Source organism: Dictyobacter alpinus (genome assembly GCF_003967575.1).
Classification (GTDB): domain Bacteria; phylum Chloroflexota; class Ktedonobacteria; order Ktedonobacterales; family Ktedonobacteraceae; genus Dictyobacter; species Dictyobacter alpinus.
This window is the reverse complement of sequence record NZ_BIFT01000001.1, coordinates 3,007,250-3,033,308: the sequence shown is the minus strand read 5'-3', so window position 1 is coordinate 3,033,308 and position 26,059 is coordinate 3,007,250. Positions and strand designations below refer to the sequence as shown.

At 49.6% G+C, this 26,059-nt stretch carries 15 protein-coding genes, 2 rRNA genes and 1 pseudogene; 8 read left to right on the top strand and 10 right to left on the bottom strand.

The window, feature by feature from the left end:
* Nucleotides 1–296: 296 nt before the first annotated feature.
* The 6 genes from EL633_RS12005 (at nucleotide 297) to EL633_RS11980 (ending at nucleotide 11,316) form a co-directional block, all read left to right on the top strand.
* Entirely contained in the window at nucleotides 297–1,724 is a 1,428-nt protein-coding gene (locus EL633_RS12005) for a UDP-N-acetylmuramoyl-tripeptide--D-alanyl-D-alanine ligase (RefSeq protein ID WP_126627406.1), read from the top strand.
* Between the two features lie 28 nt (nucleotides 1,725–1,752).
* Nucleotides 1,753–2,874 (top strand): D-alanine--D-alanine ligase, encoded by a 1,122-nt coding sequence (locus EL633_RS12000; RefSeq protein ID WP_126627405.1) that lies wholly within the window; start codon nucleotides 1,753–1,755, stop codon nucleotides 2,872–2,874.
* 21 nt (nucleotides 2,875–2,895) lie between these two features.
* Nucleotides 2,896–3,969 (top strand): dipeptide epimerase, encoded by a 1,074-nt coding sequence (locus EL633_RS11995; RefSeq protein WP_126627404.1) that lies wholly within the window; start codon nucleotides 2,896–2,898, stop codon nucleotides 3,967–3,969.
* A gap of 228 nt (nucleotides 3,970–4,197) precedes the next feature.
* Nucleotides 4,198–5,040 carry a sulfurtransferase gene (locus EL633_RS11990; protein ID WP_126627403.1) on the top strand — a complete coding sequence of 281 codons (843 nt, stop codon included), beginning with the start codon at nucleotides 4,198–4,200 and terminating at the stop codon, nucleotides 5,038–5,040.
* Nucleotides 5,041–5,694: 654 nt separating this feature from the next.
* Nucleotides 5,695–8,376, top strand: coding sequence for a bifunctional serine/threonine-protein kinase/ABC transporter substrate-binding protein (locus tag EL633_RS11985; RefSeq protein ID WP_161982097.1), 2,682 nt, complete (start codon nucleotides 5,695–5,697; stop codon nucleotides 8,374–8,376).
* A gap of 63 nt (nucleotides 8,377–8,439) precedes the next feature.
* The gene (locus EL633_RS11980; protein ID WP_126627401.1) at nucleotides 8,440–11,316 is read left to right on the top strand and encodes a protein kinase domain-containing protein; all 2,877 of its coding nucleotides are present in this window, start codon (nucleotides 8,440–8,442) and stop codon (nucleotides 11,314–11,316) included.
* Between the two features lie 73 nt (nucleotides 11,317–11,389).
* Here EL633_RS11980 and EL633_RS11975 read toward each other — a convergent pair whose 3' ends face one another.
* The 6 genes from EL633_RS11975 to EL633_RS11950 form a co-directional block, all read right to left on the bottom strand.
* Complete coding sequence (locus tag EL633_RS11975; RefSeq protein WP_126627400.1) at nucleotides 11,390–11,647, bottom strand: DUF167 domain-containing protein; 258 nt, start codon at nucleotides 11,645–11,647, stop codon at nucleotides 11,390–11,392.
* Between the two features lie 3 nt (nucleotides 11,648–11,650).
* Nucleotides 11,651–11,938: a YggT family protein gene (locus EL633_RS11970; RefSeq protein ID WP_126627399.1), complete on the bottom strand. Its 288-nt coding sequence runs from the start codon at nucleotides 11,936–11,938 to the stop codon at nucleotides 11,651–11,653.
* A 2-nt stretch (nucleotides 11,939–11,940) separates the two neighbouring features.
* Nucleotides 11,941–12,435, bottom strand: a complete 495-nt coding sequence (locus EL633_RS11965; RefSeq protein ID WP_126627398.1) for a DUF6391 domain-containing protein — start codon at nucleotides 12,433–12,435, stop codon at nucleotides 11,941–11,943.
* 78 nt (nucleotides 12,436–12,513) lie between these two features.
* Complete coding sequence (locus EL633_RS11960; RefSeq protein ID WP_218027470.1) at nucleotides 12,514–13,251, bottom strand: YggS family pyridoxal phosphate-dependent enzyme; 738 nt, start codon at nucleotides 13,249–13,251, stop codon at nucleotides 12,514–12,516.
* 211 nt (nucleotides 13,252–13,462) lie between these two features.
* Nucleotides 13,463–13,873, bottom strand: a complete 411-nt coding sequence (gene mce / locus EL633_RS11955) for a methylmalonyl-CoA epimerase (RefSeq protein ID WP_126627397.1) — start codon at nucleotides 13,871–13,873, stop codon at nucleotides 13,463–13,465.
* Nucleotides 13,874–13,914: 41 nt separating this feature from the next.
* Nucleotides 13,915–14,481 (bottom strand): ribonuclease FAU-1 family protein, encoded by a 567-nt coding sequence (locus EL633_RS11950; RefSeq protein WP_161982096.1) that lies wholly within the window; start codon nucleotides 14,479–14,481, stop codon nucleotides 13,915–13,917.
* A 467-nt stretch (nucleotides 14,482–14,948) separates the two neighbouring features.
* On the opposite strand from EL633_RS11950, the pseudogene EL633_RS38130 reads away from it, so the two are divergent.
* Both EL633_RS38130 and EL633_RS11945 read left to right on the top strand, forming a co-directional pair.
* Nucleotides 14,949–15,086: pseudogene (locus EL633_RS38130) on the top strand (zinc-ribbon domain-containing protein); the annotation flags it as partial.
* Between the two features lie 75 nt (nucleotides 15,087–15,161).
* Nucleotides 15,162–19,019, top strand: a complete 3,858-nt coding sequence (locus EL633_RS11945; protein WP_246039122.1) for an ATP-binding protein — start codon at nucleotides 15,162–15,164, stop codon at nucleotides 19,017–19,019.
* 50 nt (nucleotides 19,020–19,069) lie between these two features.
* Here EL633_RS11945 and EL633_RS11940 read toward each other — a convergent pair whose 3' ends face one another.
* The 4 genes from EL633_RS11940 to EL633_RS11925 form a co-directional block, all read right to left on the bottom strand.
* A complete protein-coding gene (locus EL633_RS11940) occupies nucleotides 19,070–20,032 on the bottom strand; it encodes an MBL fold metallo-hydrolase (RefSeq protein WP_126627394.1) in 963 nt (320 codons plus the stop codon).
* Nucleotides 20,033–20,077: 45 nt separating this feature from the next.
* Nucleotides 20,078–20,953 (bottom strand): amidohydrolase family protein, encoded by an 876-nt coding sequence (locus EL633_RS11935; protein ID WP_126627393.1) that lies wholly within the window; start codon nucleotides 20,951–20,953, stop codon nucleotides 20,078–20,080.
* Between the two features lie 181 nt (nucleotides 20,954–21,134).
* Nucleotides 21,135–24,095: ribosomal RNA gene (locus tag EL633_RS11930) — 23S ribosomal RNA — on the bottom strand.
* Between the two features lie 314 nt (nucleotides 24,096–24,409).
* A 16S ribosomal RNA gene (locus EL633_RS11925) occupies nucleotides 24,410–25,888 on the bottom strand.
* Together the 16S and 23S rRNA genes form the textbook arrangement of a ribosomal RNA operon.
* Nucleotides 25,889–26,059 lie beyond the last annotated feature (171 nt).

The window sequence follows — 26,059 nt, the reverse complement described above, 5'->3', positions numbered from 1 at the left end:
ACTTTTTTTAGAAATCTCAAAAATTTCATTCATCTGAAATGTGCCTGGTGCACAGTTCGTGCGTTCTTAAATAACGCCATGTGCAAGTTTTATCCCTCACCCCTCGCGCCTACGGCTCTCGCTTGTTTTGAGGAGGAAGATGGCGAGGCGGTCGCGACCGCCTCGCCATCTTCCTCCTCAAAAGAGTGGGTATGTAGAAAACTTGCACATGGCACTAAATATTTGACAGAGACGCTATTAGCCAGCCATGATATAATCAGCTCAAAGTACAGTAGAATTGCAAAGGATACAACAGCATGTTCACCCTCAATGACATACTGCAAGGTACTGATGGAAAGGCTCTTATAGTTAGCCGTACAGCTCCCGATCCACATCTCGTTTTTCACTCAGCTCACCATGATAATCGTCAAATTACACCCGGAGATCTTTTTATTGCGATCAAAGGGAAACGAGTAGATGGTCATCGCTTTATTTCAGCCGCCGCCAGGGCTGGCGCGATTGGCGCGCTCTGTAGTGAAGAGTCTACAGATGTGCCAGCGAATTTTATCCAGATTGTTGTTCCTGATGTTGTTGAGGCTCTGCATGCGACTGCTCGCGTCAGAACGCAACGTCAGCCGGAAACCACCTATATCGGGATCACCGGTAGCAATGGTAAAACAAGCACAAAAGAGGCGGTAGCAACCGTATTAGAACGCTTAGCTCCCACGCTCAAAACGCTAGCCTCTTATAATACAGAGATTGGTTTTCCCCTGACACTGCTACGCCTGGAGGAACAACATCGTTATGCTGTTCTGGAAATGGGCGCCCAGTGGGTGGGCGAACTGGCCTGGCTCTGCACTATTACCAGGCCAGACTGGTCACTGATCACCAATGTAGGCACCTCTCACCTGGAATTTTTTGGTAGCCAGGAAAATATCGCCCAGGCCAAGAGTGAGTTAGTCCAGGCTCTAACGCCCGATGGTATTGCGATCCTGAATTATGATGATTTCAGGGTACGGGCAATGAGCAATAAGACCCAGGCACGCATCCTCTCTTATGGTACCGCTGAAGATGCACTGGTACGCGCCAGTGATATCAGTGGCGATACCCTACGCGGTCGCGCCTTTACATTAACGTATCAAGGGGCTCAAACCCACGTTCAGTTACACATTCCAGGCGAACATGGCATTACCATTGCCCTGGCTGCCGCTGCGGTCGGTCTGGCGGCCGGCATCTCATTAGAAGACATTGCGGCGGCGCTTGGAGATCTACGGGCCTTTAAACGGCGAGGAGAAATCAAAGCAGGTCCGAATGGAAGTACTCTGATTGATGATAGCTACAACGCCAATCGCCAATCGATCGTAGCGATCGCAAAGTCCATGCATGAAGCACAGATAGATGAGGGCGGAAAACGTTGGGCCATTCTAGGAGATATCTTAGAATTAGGTTCTTATGCCCGCGAGGAACACTATGAGACGGGTAGAGAGCTGGCTGGACAAATTGATTACCTTGTCGCGATTGGCGAGCAGGCACGCTTCTTTGTAGAAGGTGCGCTTGCAGCTGGCATGCCCGAAAACAATGCCTACTATTACTCCGCCCGCTTAGAAAATCCAGCGGAATTAGAGGCAGCCAAACGAGCTGTGGCAGACCTTTTAAAAGAGCAAGTTAAAAGCAGCGACCTGGTATTGCTCAAAGCTTCACTGGGTCTGGGCATGGATACGTTGCTGGCCTTACTACAGCCATAACGATCCATCCAGATAGAAAGGATGAGACATGTCACAAAAAAAGATCCGTGTGGGAGTTATATTTGGAGGTCGCTCTGGAGAACACGAGGTGTCATTGTCCTCGGCTAAAGCGATCATGGATAATCTTAATCCTGAAAAATATGAAGTTGTGCCAATTGGTATTACCAGGATAGGTCAGTGGCTCCTGGGCGCCGAGCCGGCTCAGTTGCTGGCAGCCGGACAAGCGGTGCAAACAGACACCCAGAATAGCAACCTCACCAGCGTCACTTTTACCGGCGATCCAACCATCGGACATCTGATCCCGCTTAAACAAGGAACCACGCTGGACAAAGAGGGAAAACTGGATGTCGTCTTCCCAGTCGTACATGGAACCTATGGTGAAGATGGCACTCTGCAAGGTCTGCTGGAGATGGCCAATGTACCTTATGTTGGTTGTGGCGTACTGGGCGCAGCCGTTGGTATGGATAAAGAGAAGATGAAAATGATCTTCGAGACGGCGCACTTGCCCAATGTGAAATATCTGGTCTACCGCCGTAACCAATGGGAACGTTCACCTGAAGAGATCATGGATGCCATTGAAGCACAGCTTGGCTATCCTAATTTTGTGAAACCAGCCAATCTGGGTTCTAGCGTAGGTATCAATAAGGCCCATGATCGCCTGGAGTTGGAGCACGCTATGCGTGTAGCGGCGGAATATGATCGCAAGATCATCGTCGAGCAAAACATCAATTGCCGCGAGTTAGAGTGTGCCGTATTGGGTAATGATGAGCCTCTAGCCTCAGTAGTCGGAGAGATTGTGGCGAGCAATGCTTTTTATGATTATAAAGCCAAGTATATAGACAATAAATCCACCGTCGTCATTCCCGCCGATATTCCTCAGCAAACAGCCGAAGAGATCCGCCGCTACGCAGTACAAGCCTTCCAGGCCCTGGATCTGAGTGGACTTTCACGCGTAGACTTTTTCATTGATAAAGAGACAGAAAAGGTCTATATTAACGAGGTCAACACATTTCCTGGCTTTACTGAAATCAGTATGTATCCCAAATTATGGAATGCCAGTGGTCTACCTTATCCCGAACTCTTAGATCGCTTGATTGAGTTGGCCCTGGAACGTTTTGACGATCGTCAGAGGAACCGCACAAGTTTTTAGCCTGCAACAAAAGGAGCGAGTATGGCCCGTACCACTATTCGTTCAATGACGGTTGAACCATTAAATATGCCGTTACTTGAGCCGTTTGCCATTGCAACTGGCAGCATCTCAGAGGCACGCAACGTCCTGATCACGCTCACATTACAAGATGGAAGCGTGGGTTATGGTGAGTGCGCCCCATTTCCACCCAGTACTGGAGAATCACAAGAAACGGCACTGGCAGCCGCGCGCGGCTGCATTGATCTTTTGCTGGGCCAGGATGTCGCCCACTGGCGCATGCTAGCAAAATTAGTACGCAGCCTGTATTTCAGTCAGACCACTGTCTGCGCCGGCATCGAGATGGCGATATTGGATGCCCTTACACGTTCATATGGAATGCCTCTCTACGCGTTTTTTGGCGGAGCAAGCTCACAGGTCGAGACTGATATGAGTATTCCTATCGTCTCTGCTGAGCGTGGCTATCAACTGGCGGAAGAGACGGTCAGGCTAGGCATTAACACCATTAAGGTGAAAGTTGGTAGCGACCTGCGTGAGGATGTCAATCGGGTTGAGTCTATTCGTAGTGGAGCGCCTCATCTTGGCATCACCCTGGATGCTAATCAGGGCTATACACCAAATGAAGCCTTGCTCTGCCTGGAAGCGTTGGACGATCGGGACATTCGCCCGCTCTTGTTAGAGCAACCTGTACATAAGGATGATCTGGCAGGTATGCGCTATATTATGCAACATACCAGTGTTCCTATCGCCGCAGACGAGAGCGCCGGCAGTCTGGGTGAGGTCTCACATATCATCAATAGCGCGGCCGCAAATGTCATCAATATCAAATTGATGAAAACAGGTATTGTGGAAGCATTAGATATCGCAGCCCTGTGTCGAGCCGCCCATATGCAACTGATGATTGGTGCCATGATTGAGTCCCGCCTGGCTATCAGTGCCGCAGCCCACTTTGCCGCAGGCCTTGGAGGGTTTCGTTTCATAGATCTGGATACACCAATGCTCCTGGCCGAAGATCCATTTCTCAGTGGTTATGAGCAAAGGGGAGGCATCTATGATCTCTCCAACATCAAAAGTGGCCTGGGAATAATCCTGAAATAGTGCAACAATAGCCACTTATTTATTTCATGCCATTACACAAAAATGCGTACTGCACATTTTTGTGTAATGGCATACATTTTCGAACAGTCAGGAAATCCATAGAAAAGGTCAAAAACTGTACAGTTTTCCCTTGACAGTAACCATGCACAGCTTCTATACTACAGTAGAAGTTTTGAATGTTGATCCACTAAGTCAACAATAAAAGGTGATTACAAGGAGGCCAGACATATGTCTGAGTATGCACATCCCGAAGCGCTCGTCGATACCAGTTGGGTTGCAGACCATTTAAATGATTCCAATGTACGCTTGATTGAAGCCGATGAAGACGTACTGCTGTACGAAGTCGGCCACATCCCTGGAGCGGTCAAACTTGACTGGCATGTCGATGTTCAGAATCCCCTGAGTCGCGACTTTGTTGACCAGGAAGGACTTGAGAAGCTTTTCAGCAAATGGGGAATTACAAACGACACAACCATTGTGCTCTATGGTGATCGCAACAACTGGTATGCGGCTTATTCATACTGGCTATTTACCCAATACGGTCATAAAAACTTGAAGCTCATCAATGGTGGTCGTACAAAGTGGGAAGCCGAGGGCCGCCCATACACTAAAGAGGTTCCTCATTATGAGGCAACTACTTACCATGCACAGCCTGCAGATGAGAGCATTCGTGCCTTCCGTGACCAGGTTCTAGCCGGCTTGAACGACAGCAATGTACGCCTCATCGATGTACGTTCCCCACAGGAATATAGCGGTGAACTGCTCCACATGGTCAACTATCCACAAGAAGGCGCACAGCGTGCTGGTCACATCCCTGGCGCGAAAAACATTCCCTGGGCAGTGACAGCTAATGCAGACGGCACATTTAAATCGGCCGAAGAGCTAAGCGAAATCTACAAAAATAAAGACATCACGCCAGATAAGAATATCGTTTCTTATTGCCGTATTGGCGAGCGCTCAGCACACACCTGGTTTGTATTGACCCGCTTGCTGGGCTTCGAAAATGTCCGCAACTACGACGGTTCCTGGACAGAGTGGGGCAGCCTTGTCCGCTCACCAATCGAACGCTAAATACTTTTTTAGGGATAGTATATTTGTCCCTGGTACTTTTGACCCTGCTAACGACATTGTTCGGGCAGGGTTTTTTTTGTGCTCATCTCCTATTTTAACTTTTCACATAAGATTACGTATGTAATAAGAGTATGTCTATTTTCGCGTTACTACGCTCGACTTCTATCCAGAAACCTAGTATAATTTTTCTACCTATGCATAGAAGAGACTACACTATTAAAAATTGATGAATGCTTGTTTCAATACAAGAAAATCCTGAAATCAGATCTAGAGATGGCAGTACACAACTGTCCATTCGAGGTAATTATTTTTGTCTTAATTTGCGAGAGGTCTTTTTTAGCGTCATTTATAAATGTCAGATGCATCCAATTCCATAGAGCAATTGGAAAGATAAAAAAAAGATCATCATATACGTGTAACACGCCTAAATAAGTATTACCATACGAGACAGGCAATATTTTGCTCATGTCTTAGAAGGCAGGCAGAAAGATGAAATGTCCTTACTGCAGCGCAGAAACACGTGATAACGTGCGCTTTTGCGGAAATTGTGGTAAAAATCTGAGTGCTCCCTTGACGAATAATACACCTTCAAATAGTGGAATTACCGTTTCGAGTTCTTTAAGCTCGGGTTCACGTCTTCAAGGTGGTCGCTATGTGGTAAAAAAGATCCTTGGACAGGGAGGAATGGGAGCAGCGTTGCTCGCCACAGATATTCGCCTGGATGGCAAACTTGTAGTTATTAAAGAGTTGATCTCTGACAACGTGGATCAAGATAGCCGCTTAGAAGATGTACGTAATTTCAAGCGTGAAGTATCTACGCTGGCACATATTGATCATCCACTGGTACCCAACGTCACCGATCATTTTCAAGAAGGCACCCGCTACTTTATGGTGCAGGAATATGTGGATGGTGAAAATCTAGAAGAGCACCTGAATCATCTTCAGCGCCCTATGACAGAGCGTGAGACGCTCATCTGTGGCTCTGAAGTACTCGATATCCTGGATTATCTATCACAACTCATGCCACCAATTGTGCATCGAGATATCAAACCCGCAAATATTATTATTGGCACAAAAGATCGCCGGGCACATCTGGTAGATTTTGGTATTGCGCGCGCCGATGAGATAAAAAACGCACAACGTAAGCAGACTTCAGCATTGGGAACTCCAGGCTATGCTCCACCAGAGCAATATCAGGGAAATGCCGATCCACGCTCTGATCTCTATGCCCTGGCGGCCACACTGCATCATGTCTTAACCAATCGTGACCCTCGTAATTATCCGCCTTTTTATTATGCGGCCGCACGCTCACTCAATGCTCAACTCTCACCAGAAATTGAGGGCATCCTGATCAAAGCGCTTAATAATGATATCAATCAGCGTTTCCAAAGCGCCGCGTCTATGAAGCAAGAGATTGACCTGCTCCTGCGGCAACGCTTTGGCCTTTCAGGCAACATCGATACCTATACCCTGGGCACTTCAGGTAACCTGGGTGCAACACAAGCAAGTACGGCCCAGACCCAGACATCTGGTCCTAATTACCCACCAACACAAGTTGCTGGACCAACACCAATACCTTCGACACCGTTACCAGTTCAACCAACACCAACACCAACACCGCCGCCACCACCACCACATACACCGATCCCGAGCCATTCAGGAGCATCATTAACACCAGTCCAGCCCTTGCCAAACTTTGGCCCTACATCTGGATCAAACTATACCTATCCAATACAACCACCACAAGCGTCCCATATGGTAGTACAGCCCCCACCTTATTTGGTACAGCCACCACCAGCTAAGAAAAAACGGAGAGGCGGACTAATCTTCCTGATCTTGTTATTGGTGATCTTGCTCATAGCAAGCGGTATATTCGTGACCAACTATTACTTTGTAGGCGCCAATAAACCAAAACCGGTTGAAGCACCCGCCATTGGGGTCACCATGATTAATGGCGAGCCCATCGGTATCAGCGATGGTACGGTCGCCCTGGATACAACGCTGGCGGATGGCTCGCTAAAAACACAAGCAGCCCAACAATTCAAATTGCATAAAGACGATACGAATGAAGCCACTTCTCTCCTTAATGAGGCCATAACTAAAAACTCTAACGATGCCGAGGCACTCATCTATAAAGAGAATATTCGCGTCATCAATTCGGGAACCCCCTATGTGACCCTGGTAGTTGCAACAATGATTAGTGGTGATCAGCTCGATACTGGACGAGACGATCTACAGGGAGCTTATGTAGCCCAGAAAGAATTCAATGATTCAGGTAGACTCTCTAATGGTACACTGGTACGCCTGTTAATCGCCAATTCTGGTAGCAAAACAGATAATGTGGTCAAAGTCGCCCAACAAATCGTTCGTCTGCAGAAAACAGATCCTACCTTTGTAGGAGTAATGGGCTGGCCGTATAGTGGACGTACCCTGGCAGCCATCCAGACCTTAAGTAAGAGCCAGATTCCTATGCTTTCCCAGACCGCGTCCAGCGATGGGCTTACTAACGCATCACCATATTTCTTCCGTGTAGCGCCCGCCAATAAGCAACAGGGTATACAGGGAGCGATATATGCCGAGAAGAATCTACACGCCAAAACAACGGCTCTTTTCTATGATCCCAAGGATAGCTATAGCCAGAGCCTGGCACAAGATTTTCGTCAGCAGTTTGAAGGTACCGACAAAAACACGATCATCAACGAGCAATACACCATTGGCAACCAGGGGAGTATTAACAAGGCAATTCAAGATGCATCAACGAAAAATATTGACCTCATCTACTTCTCAGGTTATGCAACCGATGTCAGTACCGTACTCTCTAATCTGCCTCCAGGCAAATTGCCAGTGATGGGTGGAGATGCACTTTATCAATTGGGAGGCTACCAGAGTAGCGCGAAGGCTAACTTCAGTCGCTTACATTTCACCGCTTTTGCCTATCCTGATGAATGGGATGTCTTTAAATACAGCGCGCAAAAGCCAGCCTTCTTCTCTGAATACTCAGCGGCATTCAACCCTGATGGACAACAGGGAGGTGGTAAATATGGCTTTACGCGTGCGGCCAATGATGTTATTCTCTCCTATGATGCAACCATAACCCTGCTTACTGCGTACAATATGGCATTGAATGCAGGAAAGAAACAGCCGACCCCTAAGGATATGCGGGACTACCTGCTGAAAATCAATGGGGCAAATACTATTCAAGGAGTGAGTGGTCAAATTTCTCTTGGTCCCAATGGCGATCCGATAGAAAAGTCGATCCTGGTCCTCTACGTCGATGAAATAGGACGCATTCACATGGAACCGGCAGCGTTGGGCCGCTTCTTGAAACAGAAATAGACATTGTATAATATCATCACAACATTTTTTATAGCTACGAGATTGGAATAATAAGGCACGACTATGAAATGTCCTTTTTGCGGCACGGATAATCCGGCAGATGAAACCTTTTGTGCCAATTGTGGTGGTTATCTGGATCCAACATCTGGTGGCCAAACGATAGTTGGACAAGTACAACAAAATAACCAGCAAACGGTCACGCCAACTCAGGTTACCAGCAATGGTAGCGGGAGGGTTGGTGCCAGAGCAACGGGAGGAGGCCAGGGTGTATCCAGCACCCTGACTCCTAACGCAAAGTTACAGCAGGGCCGTTATGTGGTCGAAAAAGTGCTGGGTCAAGGTGGCATGGGGGCAGCCGTCCTGGCGCGCGACTCACGTGTCTCCAATAAACGTGTGGTCATTAAGGAGCTGATTTCAGACGAGAATGATCCTGAGCAGCGCAAGGAAGATGAACGTAACTTCGAGCGCGAGGTAGATACACTCGCAAGCCTGGATCATCCCCTCATTCCAACCGTGACAGATAGTTTTCAGGAAGGCTCACGCTACTATATGGTGCAGGAATATGCGCCCGGTGAGAATCTTGAAGACTATATGGAACGGACAAATAAGCCCATGCCCGAGCAAGAGGCTCTGACATATATGTCTCAGGTACTTGATATCCTGGAGTATCTGGGTGAACAGAAGCCGGCCATTGTGCATCGCGATATTAAGCCAGCTAACATTATTATCAGTGACAGAGATAAACGGGCACGTCTGGTGGACTTTGGCATTGCGCGCGCCGACGAGGCCAAGCATGCCAAACGCAAACAGACAACGGCGTTAGGTACTCCTGGCTACGCCCCCCCAGAACAATATCAGGGTAATGCCGATCCACGCTCCGATCTCTATGCCCTGGCGGCCACTATTCATCACCTGGTCACCAATCGTGACCCACGTAACTATCCACCGTTCAATTATCCACGGGCGCGCACATTGAATCCACAGGTCTCTGCTGAGCTAGAGAATATTCTCGCACGGGCATTGACTATTGATGTCACTAAACGCTATCAAAATGCGGGCGCAATGAGGCAAGAGGTAGATGACCTGTTGCAACGGCGCTTCCATACGAGTGGTAATACCAGTTCTTATGTACTGGGATCATCACGACCACTGAATAACTCTACACCTCCAGCAGCGGCCAGTTCGTCGGCAGCTAGCGCTGGCTCAGCATACGCCTCAGGCTATAACACGGCCCAGCAACAGCCAGCCAATAGAGCAGGCACACGGTCTCCCTATAACAATCAAGCACAACAACCCAGGCCCCTACGGCCACAACAACAGCAACAGCAGATGGGAGGGATGTACCCGCCAACCCAGGCTCCAGCCAGGAAAGACAACAACTATCTGCTGTGGAGTTTCCTGCTACTCATTATAGTAGTTATCATTATTGGCGCGCTGATCTTTGTCCTTCCAAACCTTGGCAACCCTGTCCCGCCTGGAGGTGGAGCCAGACCTATTGGCAATACCAGCCAGACCGGGGCAAAGGATACTCAAAAACCCAGTAATCCAATCAGTGTCACCACAATCAAGGGCGAAGCTATTGGGTTAAGTGATGGTAGTTATGCTTTTGACACTCAGCGTACCAATGCAGAAGCTAAGGCAAGTGCAATCAAAGCACTGGCACAAGGCAACAAAAGCCAGGCCAATACATACTGGAATAGCGCGATTAGTAGCGACTCAAGCGATGCCGAAGCCCATATCTACCAGGAGAATCTGCGTGTACTCTCTTCTGGCAGCCCTTATGTCACTTATGTAGTAGGCACCATCTTAACTGGCCCCAATGCCGGCGTTGGCCATGATAATCTGCAAGGTGCATATGTGGCGCAACATGAGTGGAATACCCAAAACACGCTCGGCACCGTCAAAGTACGCTTGATTATCGCGAACACTGGCAGCGACTCGGGTAACGCCACCACCGTTGCCAACCAGATAGTCCAGGCCGCAGCCAAGGATCCGACTATTGTAGGTGTGATGGGCTGGTCCTTTAGCTCACACGCTGAAAATGCAGCGGACGTCCTGACACTAAATCATATTCCGATGGTCTCGGCTACCGCCTCCAGTGATAGCTTAAGCGGTCGCTCACCTTACTTCTTCCGTGTATCACCATCCAACCTCACCGAGGCGAGTGTGGCGGCAACCTATGCGAAAGATAAGCTTAAACAGCTAAAGGCAGTCGTCTTCCAGGATGATGCAGACTCATACAGCCAGAGCCTGGGAAGTGATTTCCAGAACGCTTTCACAGCAGCGAATATCGGCGGCCAGGTAACACAGGTAATCAAGTATAAGAAAGATGATAAAGCCTCCATCATTGCTGGAATGCAAAAAATCACAGCAGATCCAGGTCTGATCTATTTTGCTGGCTATTCAAATGACGTGGGCAATTTGCTGACGGATATTCCTAATCATCCTCAACTGGAGAAGACACAGATTATCGGGGGTGATGCGCTTTATGAACTTGGTGGCTATCCTGAGAGCGCACGTAAGAACCTGTATCGCATGCATTTCACTGCCTTTGCCTATCCCGATGAATGGGATGTACTAAAGCAGAGCAATAAAAAGCCTGCTTTCTTTCAGGATTATGCCAGCGCCTATAGAGGTAACGGTTCCAAGGGAGGCTATGGCTATGATCGTCCGAGCAATAACGTCATACTCTCATATGATGCTATGCTGGCTTTACTAACCAGTACCAAACAGGCCCTCAATGGCGAAACAACGCTGAAATCTACTGCACTACAGCAATCTCTGGCAACCCTCAAGGGATTACAGGGTGTCAGTGGACAAATCAGCTTTGGCTCAAATGGGGACCCTACGGACAAAGCCATGCTTATCCTCTACTTTGATGAAATAGGACGCATTCACATGGAAGACAATCTAGGTGCAGGCACCTTCCTGGTCAAATAAAGGTTATTCTGCAACAAACAGGCGGGCTCAACCTCTATCAGGTTGAGCCCGCCTGTTTGTTGCAGAATGGCTATTACTTCTTCGGCAACTTCAGCTCTATATCTGCTTGCGTCAGTTGTTCAATAGCCACCACCTTTTGCCGACTTGTGGTCCCACGCACAATCGTGATTGCCCGCTTCGGAATTGCTAATTGGCTGGCGAGCAGGGCAATCAATGCTTGATTAGCGGCTCCATCAACAGGAGGAGCGGTCAAACGCGCCTTCAAGCCCTCCCCATCCCATTCCAATACATTTTTCCCACTACGGGGTACCACTCGAATCGAGATTAACAATTTTTACCACCCGGCTGGCATGGCCTGCAACAGTAGGGCTTGTATCAGTGTCAGCATGAACCAGGTGATAAAAAATGAGAGATCCAGCACCCCAAGCTGCCCAATGATGCGACGTGCAGGCTCGATGAAGGGATCAGTCAGACGCGCCAGAAAACGAATAAAGGCATTACGCTCGTCCACACGAAACATCATGGCAATGGCACGAACCAGCATTGCCAGGATCAGGAAGCTAATGCCATAGCGGATCAGCAACGAGAAGATGGGGAAAGGCAAAGGTGGTGGCGTATACATGGTTACTCCTGAATAGTACGTACTTCAATAAAGGTAAAGCCAAACAATTTTCGACGTGCGATATTCGTCACACGTACACCGGCAAGGTCAGGTAAGGTCGTAAAGTGCTTCTGCACATATTCACCCAGCGGTCGTGCAGCCATCCAACCAGCAACTGAAGAGGCCGTAGCGGAAGCGACACGGGTGCGATTGTTGCTGGAGGCCATGCCCAACAATGTACCAATAGTGACCATGGAAACGCCAACAGCCAGATTGGTACCACAATTGGGATGGATAGCCAGTTCAGCCTCACCAGCCTTTAAGCGTTCCAGAGCCTCATCTAGAGCTCGTCTCAATAGACCAAGGTCCACATCGCCAAAGATGATAAAGCCATCTGAATTTGAACGAGCACTAGCACTTAAGGAAGGATCCATATTTCCCATGATGGTAAAAGTGGCATGCTCAAGCGCATGATTTTGTCGGGTTCTACGGCTAAACAAGATGTCATCAATTTTCATGCCGATACTCCTTTTTATGCCATCGGTTGTTAACGGCTTTGCGGCCAGACTCAGGGCTTACCGATATGCGCCTGGCTATTATTTGACCCGTTCACCAAAGATCGCACGCCCAACGCGCACAATAGTTGCCCCCTCCTCAATCGCGATAGGATAGTCGTCAGTCATACCCATCGAAAGCTGGTCCCAGGAGTACTCTGGCACTTCCTGACGAAGCTTATCACGCAACTGACGCAACGCTTGAAACACTGGACGCACCTGCTCTTGATCGTCTACAAGGGGCGCAACAGTCATCAATCCCTGCACCTTTAGATGTGATAACGACCGTAACTGACGAGCAATGGCTGGTGTCTCCTCAGGAGTCATGCCTTCCTTACGCGCTTCCCCTGAAATGTTGACCTGCAATAATACTGGTTGTACTACAGCCGTTTCCTCAGCGTGGCTCTTCTTTTCAGCGGCGCGCTGGAGGGACAGAGCAAGATGCAGGCTATCAACGCTATGAATATACGCAAAAGAGCCACAAACCTTATTAGCCTTATTGGTCTGTACATGCCCGATCATATGCCAGCGAAGATCTGGTGGAGAAAATGTAGCCTGTTTTTCCAGAACTTCCTGAACACGATTCTCACCGAAATCTCTTATTCCTAAATTATACGCCACTTTTATAGCTTCAAGCGGCTTTGTTTTAGAAACAGCGACAAGCGTCACTGATTCTGGCCTGCGTTCAGCACGTAGGGCCGCTTCGGCTATCTGTGCATGTACGCGGGCAAGATTGGCGGCAATCATCGCTTCCTGACCTATAGGAGGCTGGTTTATCACAATTATCTCTCTACTGATTACTTTCCGTTAATTTGATGCTATTATATCAATATTGTATAGTGGATACGACTGAGAATAGACAGGTTATGCCCATGCTCTCTTATCTTCAACAATACATGATCGGCACAAACGCCTTTCATACTATATTAGTACGTCTATATACCTGGCTGCGTTGTGTCATGATCACAATTGAACCAGAGAGGGGCTATGCCTACTCGACTTTTTCCAATAATTCTAGCAGAACACCATTGGAACTTTTTGGGTGCAGGAAGATGGCTCGTCCTTCGGCCGCCATGCGAGGCTGCTCATCCAAAACGGCGGCCCCTTTGGCTTTTAGATCGTTCAGGGCACTATCTATATCATCAACTTGCAGACAGAGGTGATGGAGACCTTCGCCGCGCTTCGTTAAGAACTTTGTCAGACTGGCATTAGAGGGAGTCGGCTCGATAAGTTCTAGCTGGCTTCCTTCAGGACCTCCCATAGGAAGAAAGGCGATACGCACCTGCTCGGTTGGCACTTCTTTAATCTCACTGGGAGTAATACCCAACGTGTCGCGATAAAAGGTCAGGGCTTGTTCAAGATTATGTACAATAATGGCTACATGATCGATGCGTCTGGGCATGGTCTTCGTTCCTTCTCTTCATTGAAAATGAGTACAGGCAGTTATGATTGGTTGCAGGCAGTATGTAACTGGTTAAGATTCAAATGATGTGGCACGACTGAAAAGAGGCCAATGCTACGCTGAATAGTACTGGTAATCGTTTGTAATGCCATCAGTGAGCTGATGCGCGTCTGCTCATCATAATGCAAAGTAATCGCCATATGATCGAATTCGGCCTGGGTTAATACTTCATAACTCATATCAGGTTTGACGAGTGTACTTAAATCCAGATCTATATAAGAAAGCTGATCCAACACGATCTGAGCGGGTTGAATAATATTCGCATAGGTATGGATTAAGGTATCTTCATTGTAAAAAGCGCTCAACATATACCAGCGATCAGGCCAGAAAAATTGCAGACAATTATTACGCAACTTACGTGTACCAGATGACCAGTTCATTGGAGTGCCAGCAGGCAACCAGAGCCTGATACAAGCATCATCACGTCCATCAGTAATCTGTTGTCCACCATTCGCCAATTGGAGATCGCTATTTAACCGGTATGCGCGCCACGTCCCACGTAGTAATTTATCGTAACTACGACTCTCTACGAAAAAATCTCGCTCCATAATGCATCTCCCTTCATCAACATCCATAGTACGGAACAAAAATAAAAACGTCAAGTAGAAAGTGTGTAAGCTTTCATCCATATAAAGCCATAGACTATAGCACTTCAATTGTAAAAGGTGCATCGTTGCCAGACAGTTGATCAGATCATACAAGCATATTATAAGCTACTTCATAACATCCATAACTCATAAACCTGCTGAATTACGCTAGCAGGGCTATTTAATTTTCCCTTGCGGCGCCGGGTTGTGAGTGTGGAGTGTGTGTGGGGCGGCCGCAGCCGCCCCACACACACTCCACACATGAGATAGGGTGTAGCTGGTCACTTGCGATTCAGCCTTTTTCGTGAACATTAAAAAGCCCTGTTACGCCAGGCAAAAGTTTTCATTACGACCAGAGGTGTTGTACAATGGAGAATGATATAGTAGAACAATTCATAGCAAAGAAATAACAGAAAAACTGGATTTGTATGCGCTGCCCTAATTGCCAAACCCTTAATCCTATCAATGCCAAATTTTGTCTGGAATGTGGAACTCGCCTACTTGGTTGTCCCAATTGCGGGACCATTAATCCTCCTGGTGCTAAATTTTGCATCGAATGCGGAATTTCTCTCTTAAGTAACCAGAGACCCACAATATCAGCTGAACCGGAACCAATCGTCGATGCGAATGAGACACAGCCGATGCTAGAAGCAATATCAGCACCGGCAAGTTCCTCATTACTCACTTCGTCAGAAGAGAGACGTATAGTTACCGTGATGTTCGCCGATATCACCGGATCAACTCCTCTCGCAGACCGCCTGGATCCAGAGGATATGCGCGCTATCCTGACTGGTTATTTTAATTTGATGACGGCACAGATTCGAAAACATGATGGCACGGTAGAAAAATATATTGGGGATGCCGTAATGGCGGTCTTTGGCACACCTATCACCCACGAGGATGATCCCGATCGCGCGATCCGCGCCGCCCTGGATATGCAGGCCGCGCTCACCGTTTTTAATGAGCAGCGCCTGGAACGTGATCCAGATGCGACACGCCTGCAAATGCGCATTGGCATCAATACCGGTGAAGTGGCAGCCACTGGCTCGACGGCGACACAACACCAGGACTTCCTGATCACGGGGGATGCAGTCAATATCGCGGCCCGGCTGCAACAGATGGCGACACCAGATACTATATTGGTAGGAGAACGCACCTATCATTCAAGCCGTGAAGTTTTTGACTTTAAAGCGATTGCTCCACTTCATCTCAAAGGCAAATCTGAGCCTATCTCAGGTTATGTCGTACAAGGCCTGCGGCAATCAACACCCATCATCACCCAGCATCCAAGGGGCCTGACAGGAGGGAATACACGGCTGGTGGGTCGAGACCTGGAGTTGACCCTGATGCATGCCAGCTATGCCCGTGTTCAAACTGAACGCAGACCACACTTAATCACCATCCTGGGAACTCCAGGCATTGGTAAATCCCGCCTGGTGCGCGAGTTTATTAAGCGCGAACAAGAACTTGTCAAAAGTGCATCTTCTATGGGTGAATTACGACCACCGCTGGTTCTCAAGGGCCGCTGCCCTCCTTATGGAGAAGGTTTAACCTACTGGCCCTTAATTGAGATCCTGCGTACCATTCTAAAGGTGCAGGATGGCGATACGAATGAGATTGTTCAGCAACGCTTTGTGGAATTTCTGCGTGTGACCTTTGCTAAGGCCAAACGTAACGAGTCACCTGAAGAGATTGCTGAGACATTATTACGCCGGATTGGCCGTGGACTTCTGAATAAGGAGAGTTCTGCTGATGAGCCGGACTATAACGAACGCCCAAAGCCTGAAGTACAGACAGCGATGCGCACCGCCACGATCAAACAGAGTGGAGCCCAGGGTGCATTGCTACGGGCCTGGCGTGTTTTATTAGAGGCGCTCGGTGAACTACAACCATTGATTGTGGTGGTCGATGATTTACAGTGGGCGGATGAAGCGCTACTGGACTTGTTTGAATACCTGACGGATCGTATCACATCTGTACCTCTACTCTTCATCTGTCCCGCACGACCTGATTTTCTGGAACATCGTCGCGATTGGGGTGGCGGTCATCGCAATTTTACGACCATCGAGCTAGACGCGCTTAATTGGGAGGAGAGCAGCGATCTGATCGATGCCCTACTCAATACCAGCGAATTGCCAGAAGCCTTGCGCTATACCATCCTGGCTCGTTCTGAGGGCAATCCCTTCTTCGTTGAAGAGATCATACGTATGTTCATCGATCAAGGCATTCTTGTACGTGGAGAGAACCAGGCACGGGGACAAAGGTATTGGCATGTAGAATATCCTAAACACGGCACACTTGGTGAGCTAGGACAACCGGTACAAAGCGTCGCCAATGAAACGCTAGAAGATGGGCTGCTCAATAATCCTTATCTCATCCCGCTTCCCCATGTTCCTGATACCATTCAAGGAGTGCTGGCGGCCCGCGTTGACCTGCTTAATCCCACGGAGAAGTTGATACTCCAGCATAGTTCTATCATTGGACGCACCTTCTGGCTATCTACACTATTAGAATTGGCCCAGGGCTTCCGGCCTGAAGAGGTGGTAGAGGCACTGGTAGCTTTGATACGTCGAGACTTTATCGCAGAGATCAGCATCAAAGCGGCCACACCTGCCAGGATTGATCGGGCATTTATCTTTAAGCATATCTTGATTCGCGATGTGGTTTATAATAATGTGCCACGTCAGCGACGCTCACGCGAACATGCACGGCTTGCGCTCTGGCTCGATGAGCAAACAAGCGATCAGCAAGCAAATTTCGTTGAACTTATCGCTTACCACTATCAACGAGCCCTGGCTACCTGGTCACCTAATGCGGCTATCGATTATATCGAAATATACAATCAACAACAACCAACCGCGAGTCCAGTCCGTCTGACGCGCCAGGACTTACGCGATCGAGCGGTCAAGTACTTAACGCTGACTGGTGATCAAGCCATGGACAGTTATTATGGGCTACGGGCCTTGCAGGCTTATAACGATGCCTTTGAGCTATTAAATGATGAACACGCGGATGCTCTAGACAAAAGCAAGTTGCTGGCGAAGGTAGGCGAGGCACATGCCCAACGGGGCAACCTTGATGAGGCCTGGCTGCAATTACGGCGCTCATTACAATTGGCGACCGATAATGGTGTCATATCTGACAAAAAGCATTTACTCAGGCTCTATGAACAATTGTCATTACTCGCGACACGTTGGCTGGCCCGCTTCGTTACGCTCCCCGATCCCAGGGAGGTGCGCAGATATATCAATGCGGGCTTGAAAATTCTTGAGGGAACACCAACCAGTCGCGAATATATCGCTTTTCTGACCTATCAAGCCTTCTGGTATATTCGCCAGTTGGATAAAGCACCAGGTGACCAGAAACACAAACTGGCGGAGCAAGCCTTGCAGAGTGGACACAAGGCTCTGCATATGGCTGAAGAATTAAATAGCCCACGCACACTCTCGCTGACACTGGATGCAATGGGCTTTATCTACTTTGAGTATCATCGCTACACTAAAGCCATCGAACTTCAGGAACGCCGACTCAAACTTGAACATCTGATTACCGATCGTGAAGAACTCTACGACCTCCATTACTCGCTCGGCATCGCCTACGAGCAGGTGGCTGAGTATGCCACTGCCCTGAATTACTATGGACAGGCCTGGAGTAACGCCCTGACAATGGAGAGTCCTGGCATGGTACTGACAAGCATGGTTGGTCGCATGCGCGTATGGCAGCGTTGGAACCGCTGGAATGATGCTGAGAAGGTGGCACTGGAGATTCTGCAATTCATTGAAAAATATCAGCAAGATGAAAAACGCCAATTATGGGCATTAGAGACACTTTCCACCATCGCTTACCACCATGGAAAACTGGAAGAAGGCGATAAATATGCGCAGCAATATAAGCGCTTATTATCCCAACAAAGTGAGCGGACAAGCCTGGAAGATAGTACGTCAATTGACACGAAAATGCATGCGATCCATCTGGCTCAGGAAGATTGGACCCGGGCCCTGGCAGATTATCATGATAAATTCATCAATAGCGAACCATTTCCAGATCCAGCTATCATGTCGACACTGGTAGAGTTACTGGTGACAACCAACACACTTGATGGCCTGGCAGAACTGCTTGAACGTACGATAAAGCTGTGTACGGACTCAGGATCGCGTAAAAGTCTGGCCGTTGCGTTACGCGCACGTGGGCGCATGTATATGCTTCAAAGACAATTAGCATTAGCCGAGACGGATCTGCGCCTTTCGAATGACTATTGTGAAAAACTGGATATTCCCTGGGAGCGCGCCCACACGTTATATCATTTAGGTTTACTCTATCAACATCGAGCAGCAATGCGGACCAACTTAGAGGAACGCGATAGCGATATCGGGCTGGAACACTACTACCTGGAACAGGCGCTCGGTTTCTATGAGTCGCTGGATGCCAGACCTGCTATTGAACGCATACATCTGGCATTGAGGACTAACGAGCCGTACGCTAACAACGCTATGCGTTAGCAAAGCCATCGTGAACACGGTTCACATGTCTGTTTTTCAATGGCATAACATTACTGCCACAACTGCGTTGAATCCCAGATCTGGCCTAAGGTTGGTGGAAGGGCAACTATTTTGATATAAGCCAGATTGACATGGGCGGCCCGTAGATACAGGCGCATACTTTCCAAGGCAAGGCCTGGAGTATTATTCGTACGACTTAAATGGGCCAGCCAGAGCCAGCGCATACCACGTTCACGCCATATTTTCAACACCGCCTCTCCAGCCTGATCATTAGAAAGGTGACCAGTTGCACTGATAATCCGGTGTTTTAAATGCCAGGGATATGGCCCGCGCCAGAGGCGTTCGCGATCATGGTTTGATTCAAGAATCAAGAGATCCGCATGCTGCATATGTTCCAGCATAGTTGGCGTGACCTCACCGCTATCTGTCACCAGGCACACACGACAACCACCAGCCTGTAAAAGGAAACCACATGGGGCAGTAGCATCATGCGAGATAGCGAAAGAAGTAATCTCAATATCACCAATCTTAAGACGGGATCCAGCGGGCAACTCTTGATGTGGTAGCTTGATAGCAGTGGATGTCTCTGGAGTAACTACGCTTATATCTCCCTCTTCAAGTAGCATGGTAGTGCCTACTATTTCAGTCGTCTGCATAGTAGCGAGTACAGCAGACTCATCTTGAAACTTTGCCCGCACGACTCTACCAGAATCCGTGCGCCATACACCGGTCCTCACGCCCTCTTGAATAGCTTTAAGGGTACGCATATCAGCGATAACTGGCATACGCTGCGATTTGAGGAGAGTAGGAATGCCCTGGACATGATCGCTATGTTCATGGGTCACCAGGATACCCTGAATTTGGGCCAGAGAGACGCCTACGGAAGCCAGACGGGTTGTTAGCATGCGAGTACTTAGTCCAGCATCTAGTAGCAGCTTTGTGCGTCCTTGAGGGCCTGCCTCAACAAGGAAAGCATTACCACTACTGCCGCTACCAAGAGAAACCACACGCATAACAAAAGTACCTCGTCTGAAATAAGTAATAACAAGAAATTCAGATTATGATTGGGAAGATTTGCCGTGTAAGGCAGGGTTATACAAACTTAACAGCTCCTGGGCATTGCGCCCAAGTACCATATCTAGTGCTGCGGCATCCAGACCAGATTGTTGGATATGCTTGATCACACGTTGCTGACTGAGTAGGCCGTAATCGCTAGCAAAAAGAATACGGTCAGCGCCCACCAGACGCGCAACCGTTGGAAAAATCTTTGCCCGATACAAATATGGTGTTGCAGCTGTATCATACCACACATGCGAGGCGATACGCTGGATCTCTGGCATCAGAGTATAAAAGGGCAGGCCTCCACCCCAATGGGCCGCAATAAAACGTACTTCGGGAAAGGCGGTCAGGAAAGTGACAATATCCTGTACAGAAACATTGCCTTTCCCGGGATAGATATGGCCAACTGGCTCACTACAATGTGAAAGAACGAGCAACTGATAGTGGCGAACAATATCTATGATGGGAGTTAACAAAGGAATGTCGCCTAAAGAGTAGCCCTGGCCATGGGGCATCAATTCACCAAGCCCAATCATACCCGCTTGGGCGCAACGTTCTAACTCGTTAAGTGCACGTTTACCAGCTGTTGGCTGCAAAACAGCCATGCCATAGATACGGCCTGGATAGCGATGCATAGCATCAAGAACATAGCTATTAGCTTCCTCAATAAGAGCAGGATCAGTCCAGCCAAAGGAAAAAGTGACGGCAGCATCTACACCAGAGCTATCCATTTCGGCGATCAGATCTTCCGCAGAGGCCAGTCTGGCACGAGGATTAGTATAGAGGGCACTAAACCAGGGATCGCGCTGACAATAACGCTCTCGATGCATACAAACATCTGGAGAAAATATATGTGTATGAAAATCGATGAGCATGGCGCTGCTCCTTATAAATAAAAAGAAAACACAAAAAAAGGATTTGCTTGCTAGCAAACCCCCAAATTGTCACCTTTATAAACAACCACAATACGGTATATCCTCAATTTTGCCGAGTCACTGGTCAGCCATGATTGAAGCTGAGAAGCACTCACGCGAGGTCCACGATGAAGATACTATGTGAAACAAGCCGTACGATCATTAGGGCGACTTCGCTGCGCCTGTTACCAGGTGTCCACGTGTCGTCTATCTACCAGGTCGTCTTCCTGGGATCTTGACTTTCCGAAGAAAGTGGGAAAACTCGTCTTGGGTGCGGCTTCGCGCTTAGATGCTTTCAGCGCTTATCCCTTCTCGACATAGCTATCCAGCTCTGGCCCGGGCGGGCCAACTGGCGCACCAGCGGTCGAGCCATCTCGGTCCTCTCGTACTGGAGATGACGCCCCTCAATTTTCCTACGCCCACGACGGATAGAGACCGAACTGTCTCGCGACGTTCTGAACCCAGCTCGCGTGCCGCTTTCATGGGCGAACAGCCCAACCCTTGGGACCTACTCCAGCCCCAGGATGCGACGAGCCGACATCGAGGTGCCAAACCTTGCCGTCGATGTGAACTCTTGGGCAAGATAAGCCTGTTATCCCCGGGGTAGCTTTTATCCGTTGAGCCACACTCCTTCCACTCGGGAATGTGGGATCACTAAGCCCGACTTTCGTCCCTGCTCGACCTGTCCGTCTTGCAGTCAAGCTCCCTTCTGCCTTTGCACTCTTACGGGTGATGTCCATCCACCCTGAGGGAACCTTTGGGCGCCTCCGTTACTCTTTGGGAGGCGACCGCCCCAGTCAAACTACCCGCCTGATCTTGTCTACGTCCCGGCTCACGGTGACGTATGAGAAACAAACCGCAACGAGAGTGGTATTTCACTGTTGTCTCCCCCTCCCCCAAAGGGAAAGGTTCTCCGACTCCCACCTATGCTACGCACGCTTCAACTCGTTTCCAGGTCAAGGTGTAGTAAAGCTCCACGGGGTCTTTTTGTCCTGTCGTGGGTAACCCGTATCTTCACGGGTACTTCAATTTCGCCGAGTCCTCTGTCGAGACAGCGCTCAACTCGTTACTCCTTTCGTGCGGGTCGGAACTTACCCGACAAGGAATTTCGCTACCTTAGGACCGTTATAGTTACGGCCGCCGTTCACCGGGGCTTAGATTCGCAGCTACGTACACCGCTCCTCGTAACCTTCCGGCACTGGGCAGGAGTCAGCCCCTATACTTCCGCTTTCGCGTTCGCAGAGACCTGTGTTTTTGGTAAACAGTCGGTTGAGCCAATTTCTTGCAACCCCCTCACGCTCCTGCAAGCAGGCTCGCTACTAGGGCACCCCTTCTTCCGAAGGTACGGGGTCAATTTGCCGAGTTCCTTAACAGAGGGTCGCTCGATCACCTGGGGAGATTTCCCCCTGCCTACCAGTGTCGGTTTGCGGTACGGGCGGAGAAGATTCTGGCGAGAGGCTTTTCTCGGCGGCGTAGGGGCCAATGACTTCCGCAGACTTGCGTCCGCTCGCTGCACGTGTCATGCACAGGAAACCGGGATTTTCCTCGGTTTCGCACTTCGCCGTACAGACCCATCCTGTCCAATCGATGGGCTCACCTTCCTTACCGCGTCCCCCCATTGCTCATCACAAATTTCTCCGGTGCAGGAATGTCCAACCTGCTTGCCATCGCCTACGACTATAACGTCCTCGGCTTAGGACCCGACTCACCCTGGGACGATTGACGGTGCCCAGGAACCCTCAGGCATTCGGTGTGTCTGGTTATCACAGACATGACGCTACTCATTCCGGCATTCTCACTTCTGATCGCTCCACCAGTCCTCACGGTCTGGCTTCTCTGCTCCAGAACGCTCCCCTACCAATCCTGCAAAACAGGATTCCATGGCTTCGGTACCTCTCTTAAGCCTCGATACGTTGTCGGTGCCACGACACTCGACCAGTGAGCTATTACGCACTCTTTAAATGGTGGCTGCTTCTAAGCCAACATCCTGGCTGTTTGGGCGTTGTGACCCCCTTTGACACTGAGAAAGGATTTGGAGACCTTAGCCGATGGTCTGGGCTGTTTCCCTTTTGACGACGAAGCTTAGCCCCCGCCGTCTCACTTGCATGCATGCTGTCCTGGCATTCGGAGTTTGGTTGAGTTTGGTAACCAGCACTTGGCCCCTAGCTCATTCAGTGCTCTACCTCCAGGATAGTGTTTCATACAGCTGTACCTCAATACATTTCGGGGAGAACCAGCTATCTCCGTGTTCGATTGGAATTTCTCCCCTATCCACAAGTCATCCCCCAGTTTTGCAACACTGGTGGGTTCGAGCCTCGACGGACTGTCACATCCGCTTCACTCTGCTCATGGATAGCTCACACGGTTTCGGGTCGCATCGCCGCAACATATGCCTTGTTCAGACTCGGTTGCCCTGGGGCTCCCCAGCTTTAACGCTGGTTAACCAGGCTACGACGATGCACTCGCCGGATCATTCTACAAAAGGCACGCCATCAGCCCTTAGTTCCGCAACGGAACAGTGGCCTCTGACTGCTGGTGAGTACGTGGTTTCAGGGTCTGTTTCATCCCCCTCTCGGGGTGCTTTTCACCTTTCCCTCACGGTACTTGTTCGCTATCGGTCGCTAAAGATGTGTAGCCTTGGAGGGTGGTCCCCCCAGCTTCCCACAAGGTTTCACGTGCCTCGTGGTACTCAGGATACCGATCCACGTTAACAAACCGTCCTCTACGGGACTCTCACCCGCTCTGGTCGCGCTTTCCAACGCGTTCAAGTAGTTCGTCATTGCTTGTTATCGGTCCTACAACCCCGACCATCTCGAAAGATGATTGGTTTGGGCTCCTCCCGGTTCGCTCGCCACTACTACGGGAATCTCGGTTGATTTCTTTTCGTCGAGTTACTGAGATGTTTCAGTTCACCCGCTGCCCCCCGTCACTGCCTATGTGTTCAGCAGGCGGTCTCCAGACATCACTCTGGAGGAGTTGCCTCATTCGGAATCTTGGGGTTCATGGCTTGTATGCAGCTCCCCCCAAACGTTTCGCCGGTCTCCGCGTCCTTCTTCGGTCTTTAGCGCCAAGGCATCCACCTCGTACTCTGTGTAGCTTGTTCTCTTCTCTTCATCATGTTTGTTCTGTGAATGCTTGTTTACCGTTCCCTCTCTTGCGAGAAAGAACAGCGATCCTCTGCTTCAACTCTGGCTGACCTATCATGGCTCAGCAAAATTGAAGATATACGGTATTTGGTTGTCAAGGTGCGATGCTGGCAGGTACAACGCCGTAGCGTGGCCCTGTTGACCCCAACATCTGGAGAGTGGAAACCAGCCCAACTGCTGGATGAATACTTTCGTCGTCCTGTTCGACCTGGAAGTGTGATGAGCATAAACGTCTTTCTTTGAAAGAAAGACACCCACCAAAGCTCCCTAGAAAGGAGGTGATCCAGCCGCACCTTCCGGTACGGCTACCTTGTTACGACTTCACCCCAATCACTGACCCCACCCTCGACGCTTGCCCCTCTTGCGAGTTAGCCCAGCGGCTTCAAGTGTTGCCAACTTTCGTGGTGTGACGGGCGGTGTGTACAAGACCCGGGAACGTATTCACCGTAGTGTGCTGACCTACGGTTACTAGCAACTCCAACTTCATGGAGGCGGGTTGCAGCCTCCAATCTGAACTGAGGCCAGGTTTGACGAGATTGGCTCCCTCTCGCGAGTTCGCAACTCTTTGTCCTGACCATTGTAGCGTGTGTGTCGCCCAAAGCGTAAGGGCCGTGCTGACTTGACGTCATCCCCGCCTTCCTCCATTTTAAAATGGCAGTTTCGCTAGAGAAATTCAACTAACGACAGGGGTTGCGCTCGTTGCGGGACTTAACCCAACATCTCACGACACGAGCTGACGACAGCCATGCAGCACCTGTGGATCCGCCCCGAAGGGACAACCAGTTACGGCTGGTGCAAATCCATGTCAAGCCTTGGTAAGGTTCTTCGCGTTGCATCGAATTAAACCACACGCTCCGCTGCTTGTGCGGGTCCCCGTCAATTCCTTTGAGTTTTAATCTTGCGACCGTACTCCCCAGGCGGACCACTTACTGTGTTAACTGCGACACTGAAGGGGTCGATACCCCCAACGTCTAGTGGTCATCGTTTACGGCTAGGACTACCAGGGTATCTAATCCTGTTCGCTCCCCTAGCTTTCGCACCTGAGCGTCAGGTACTTCCCAGGACACTGCCTTCGCCATCGGTGTTCCTCCGGATATCTACGCATTTCACCACTCCACCCGGAATTCCGTGTCCCTCTGAAGCCCTCAAGTCAGACAGTATCCGAAGTACTTCGTCGGTTGAGCCGACGACTGTCACCCCAGACTGATCTGACCGCCTGCGTGCGCTTTACGCCCAATAAATCCGGACAACGCTTGCCCCCTACGTATTACCGCGGCTGCTGGCACGTAGTTAGCCGGGGCTGATTCCTCTGGTACCGTCCGTTCTCGTCCCAGAGAAAAGCAGTTTACGATCCGAAAACCTTCATCCTGCACGCGGCGTTGCTCGTTCAGGGTTGCCCCCATTGACGAAAATTCCTCACTGCTGCCCCCCGTAGGAGTCTGGGCCGTTCTCAATCCCAGTGTGGCTGATCGTCCTCTCAGACCAGCTATCGATCGCAGTCTTGGTAAGCCATTACCTCACCAACAAACTAATCGAGCGCAGGCTCATCCTCAGGCGCCCTTGCGAGCTTTGCTCTTGCGAGCATATGCGGTATTGTCGGCGATTTCTCGCCGGTATTCCTCACCTGATGGTAGATTGCCCACGTGTTACTCACCCGTCCGCCACTCCCTGCTTGCGCAGGGCGTTCGACTTGCATGTGTTAGGCACGCCGCCAGCGTTTATCCTGAGCCAGGATCAAACTCGCCATCCAATTTTATGATTCATTCATCCTCAACGAGGGTGAAGAAATTGCATGAGAATTGCGATCAAGGCCAAGTCTTACAACATTGGCTGTAATTTGTTCGCAGATTATTGTGTGATCACCGAACGCGAACGTCCGGGATCGAATTGACAGGAACGTGAAACCTATTCATGTGTTCCA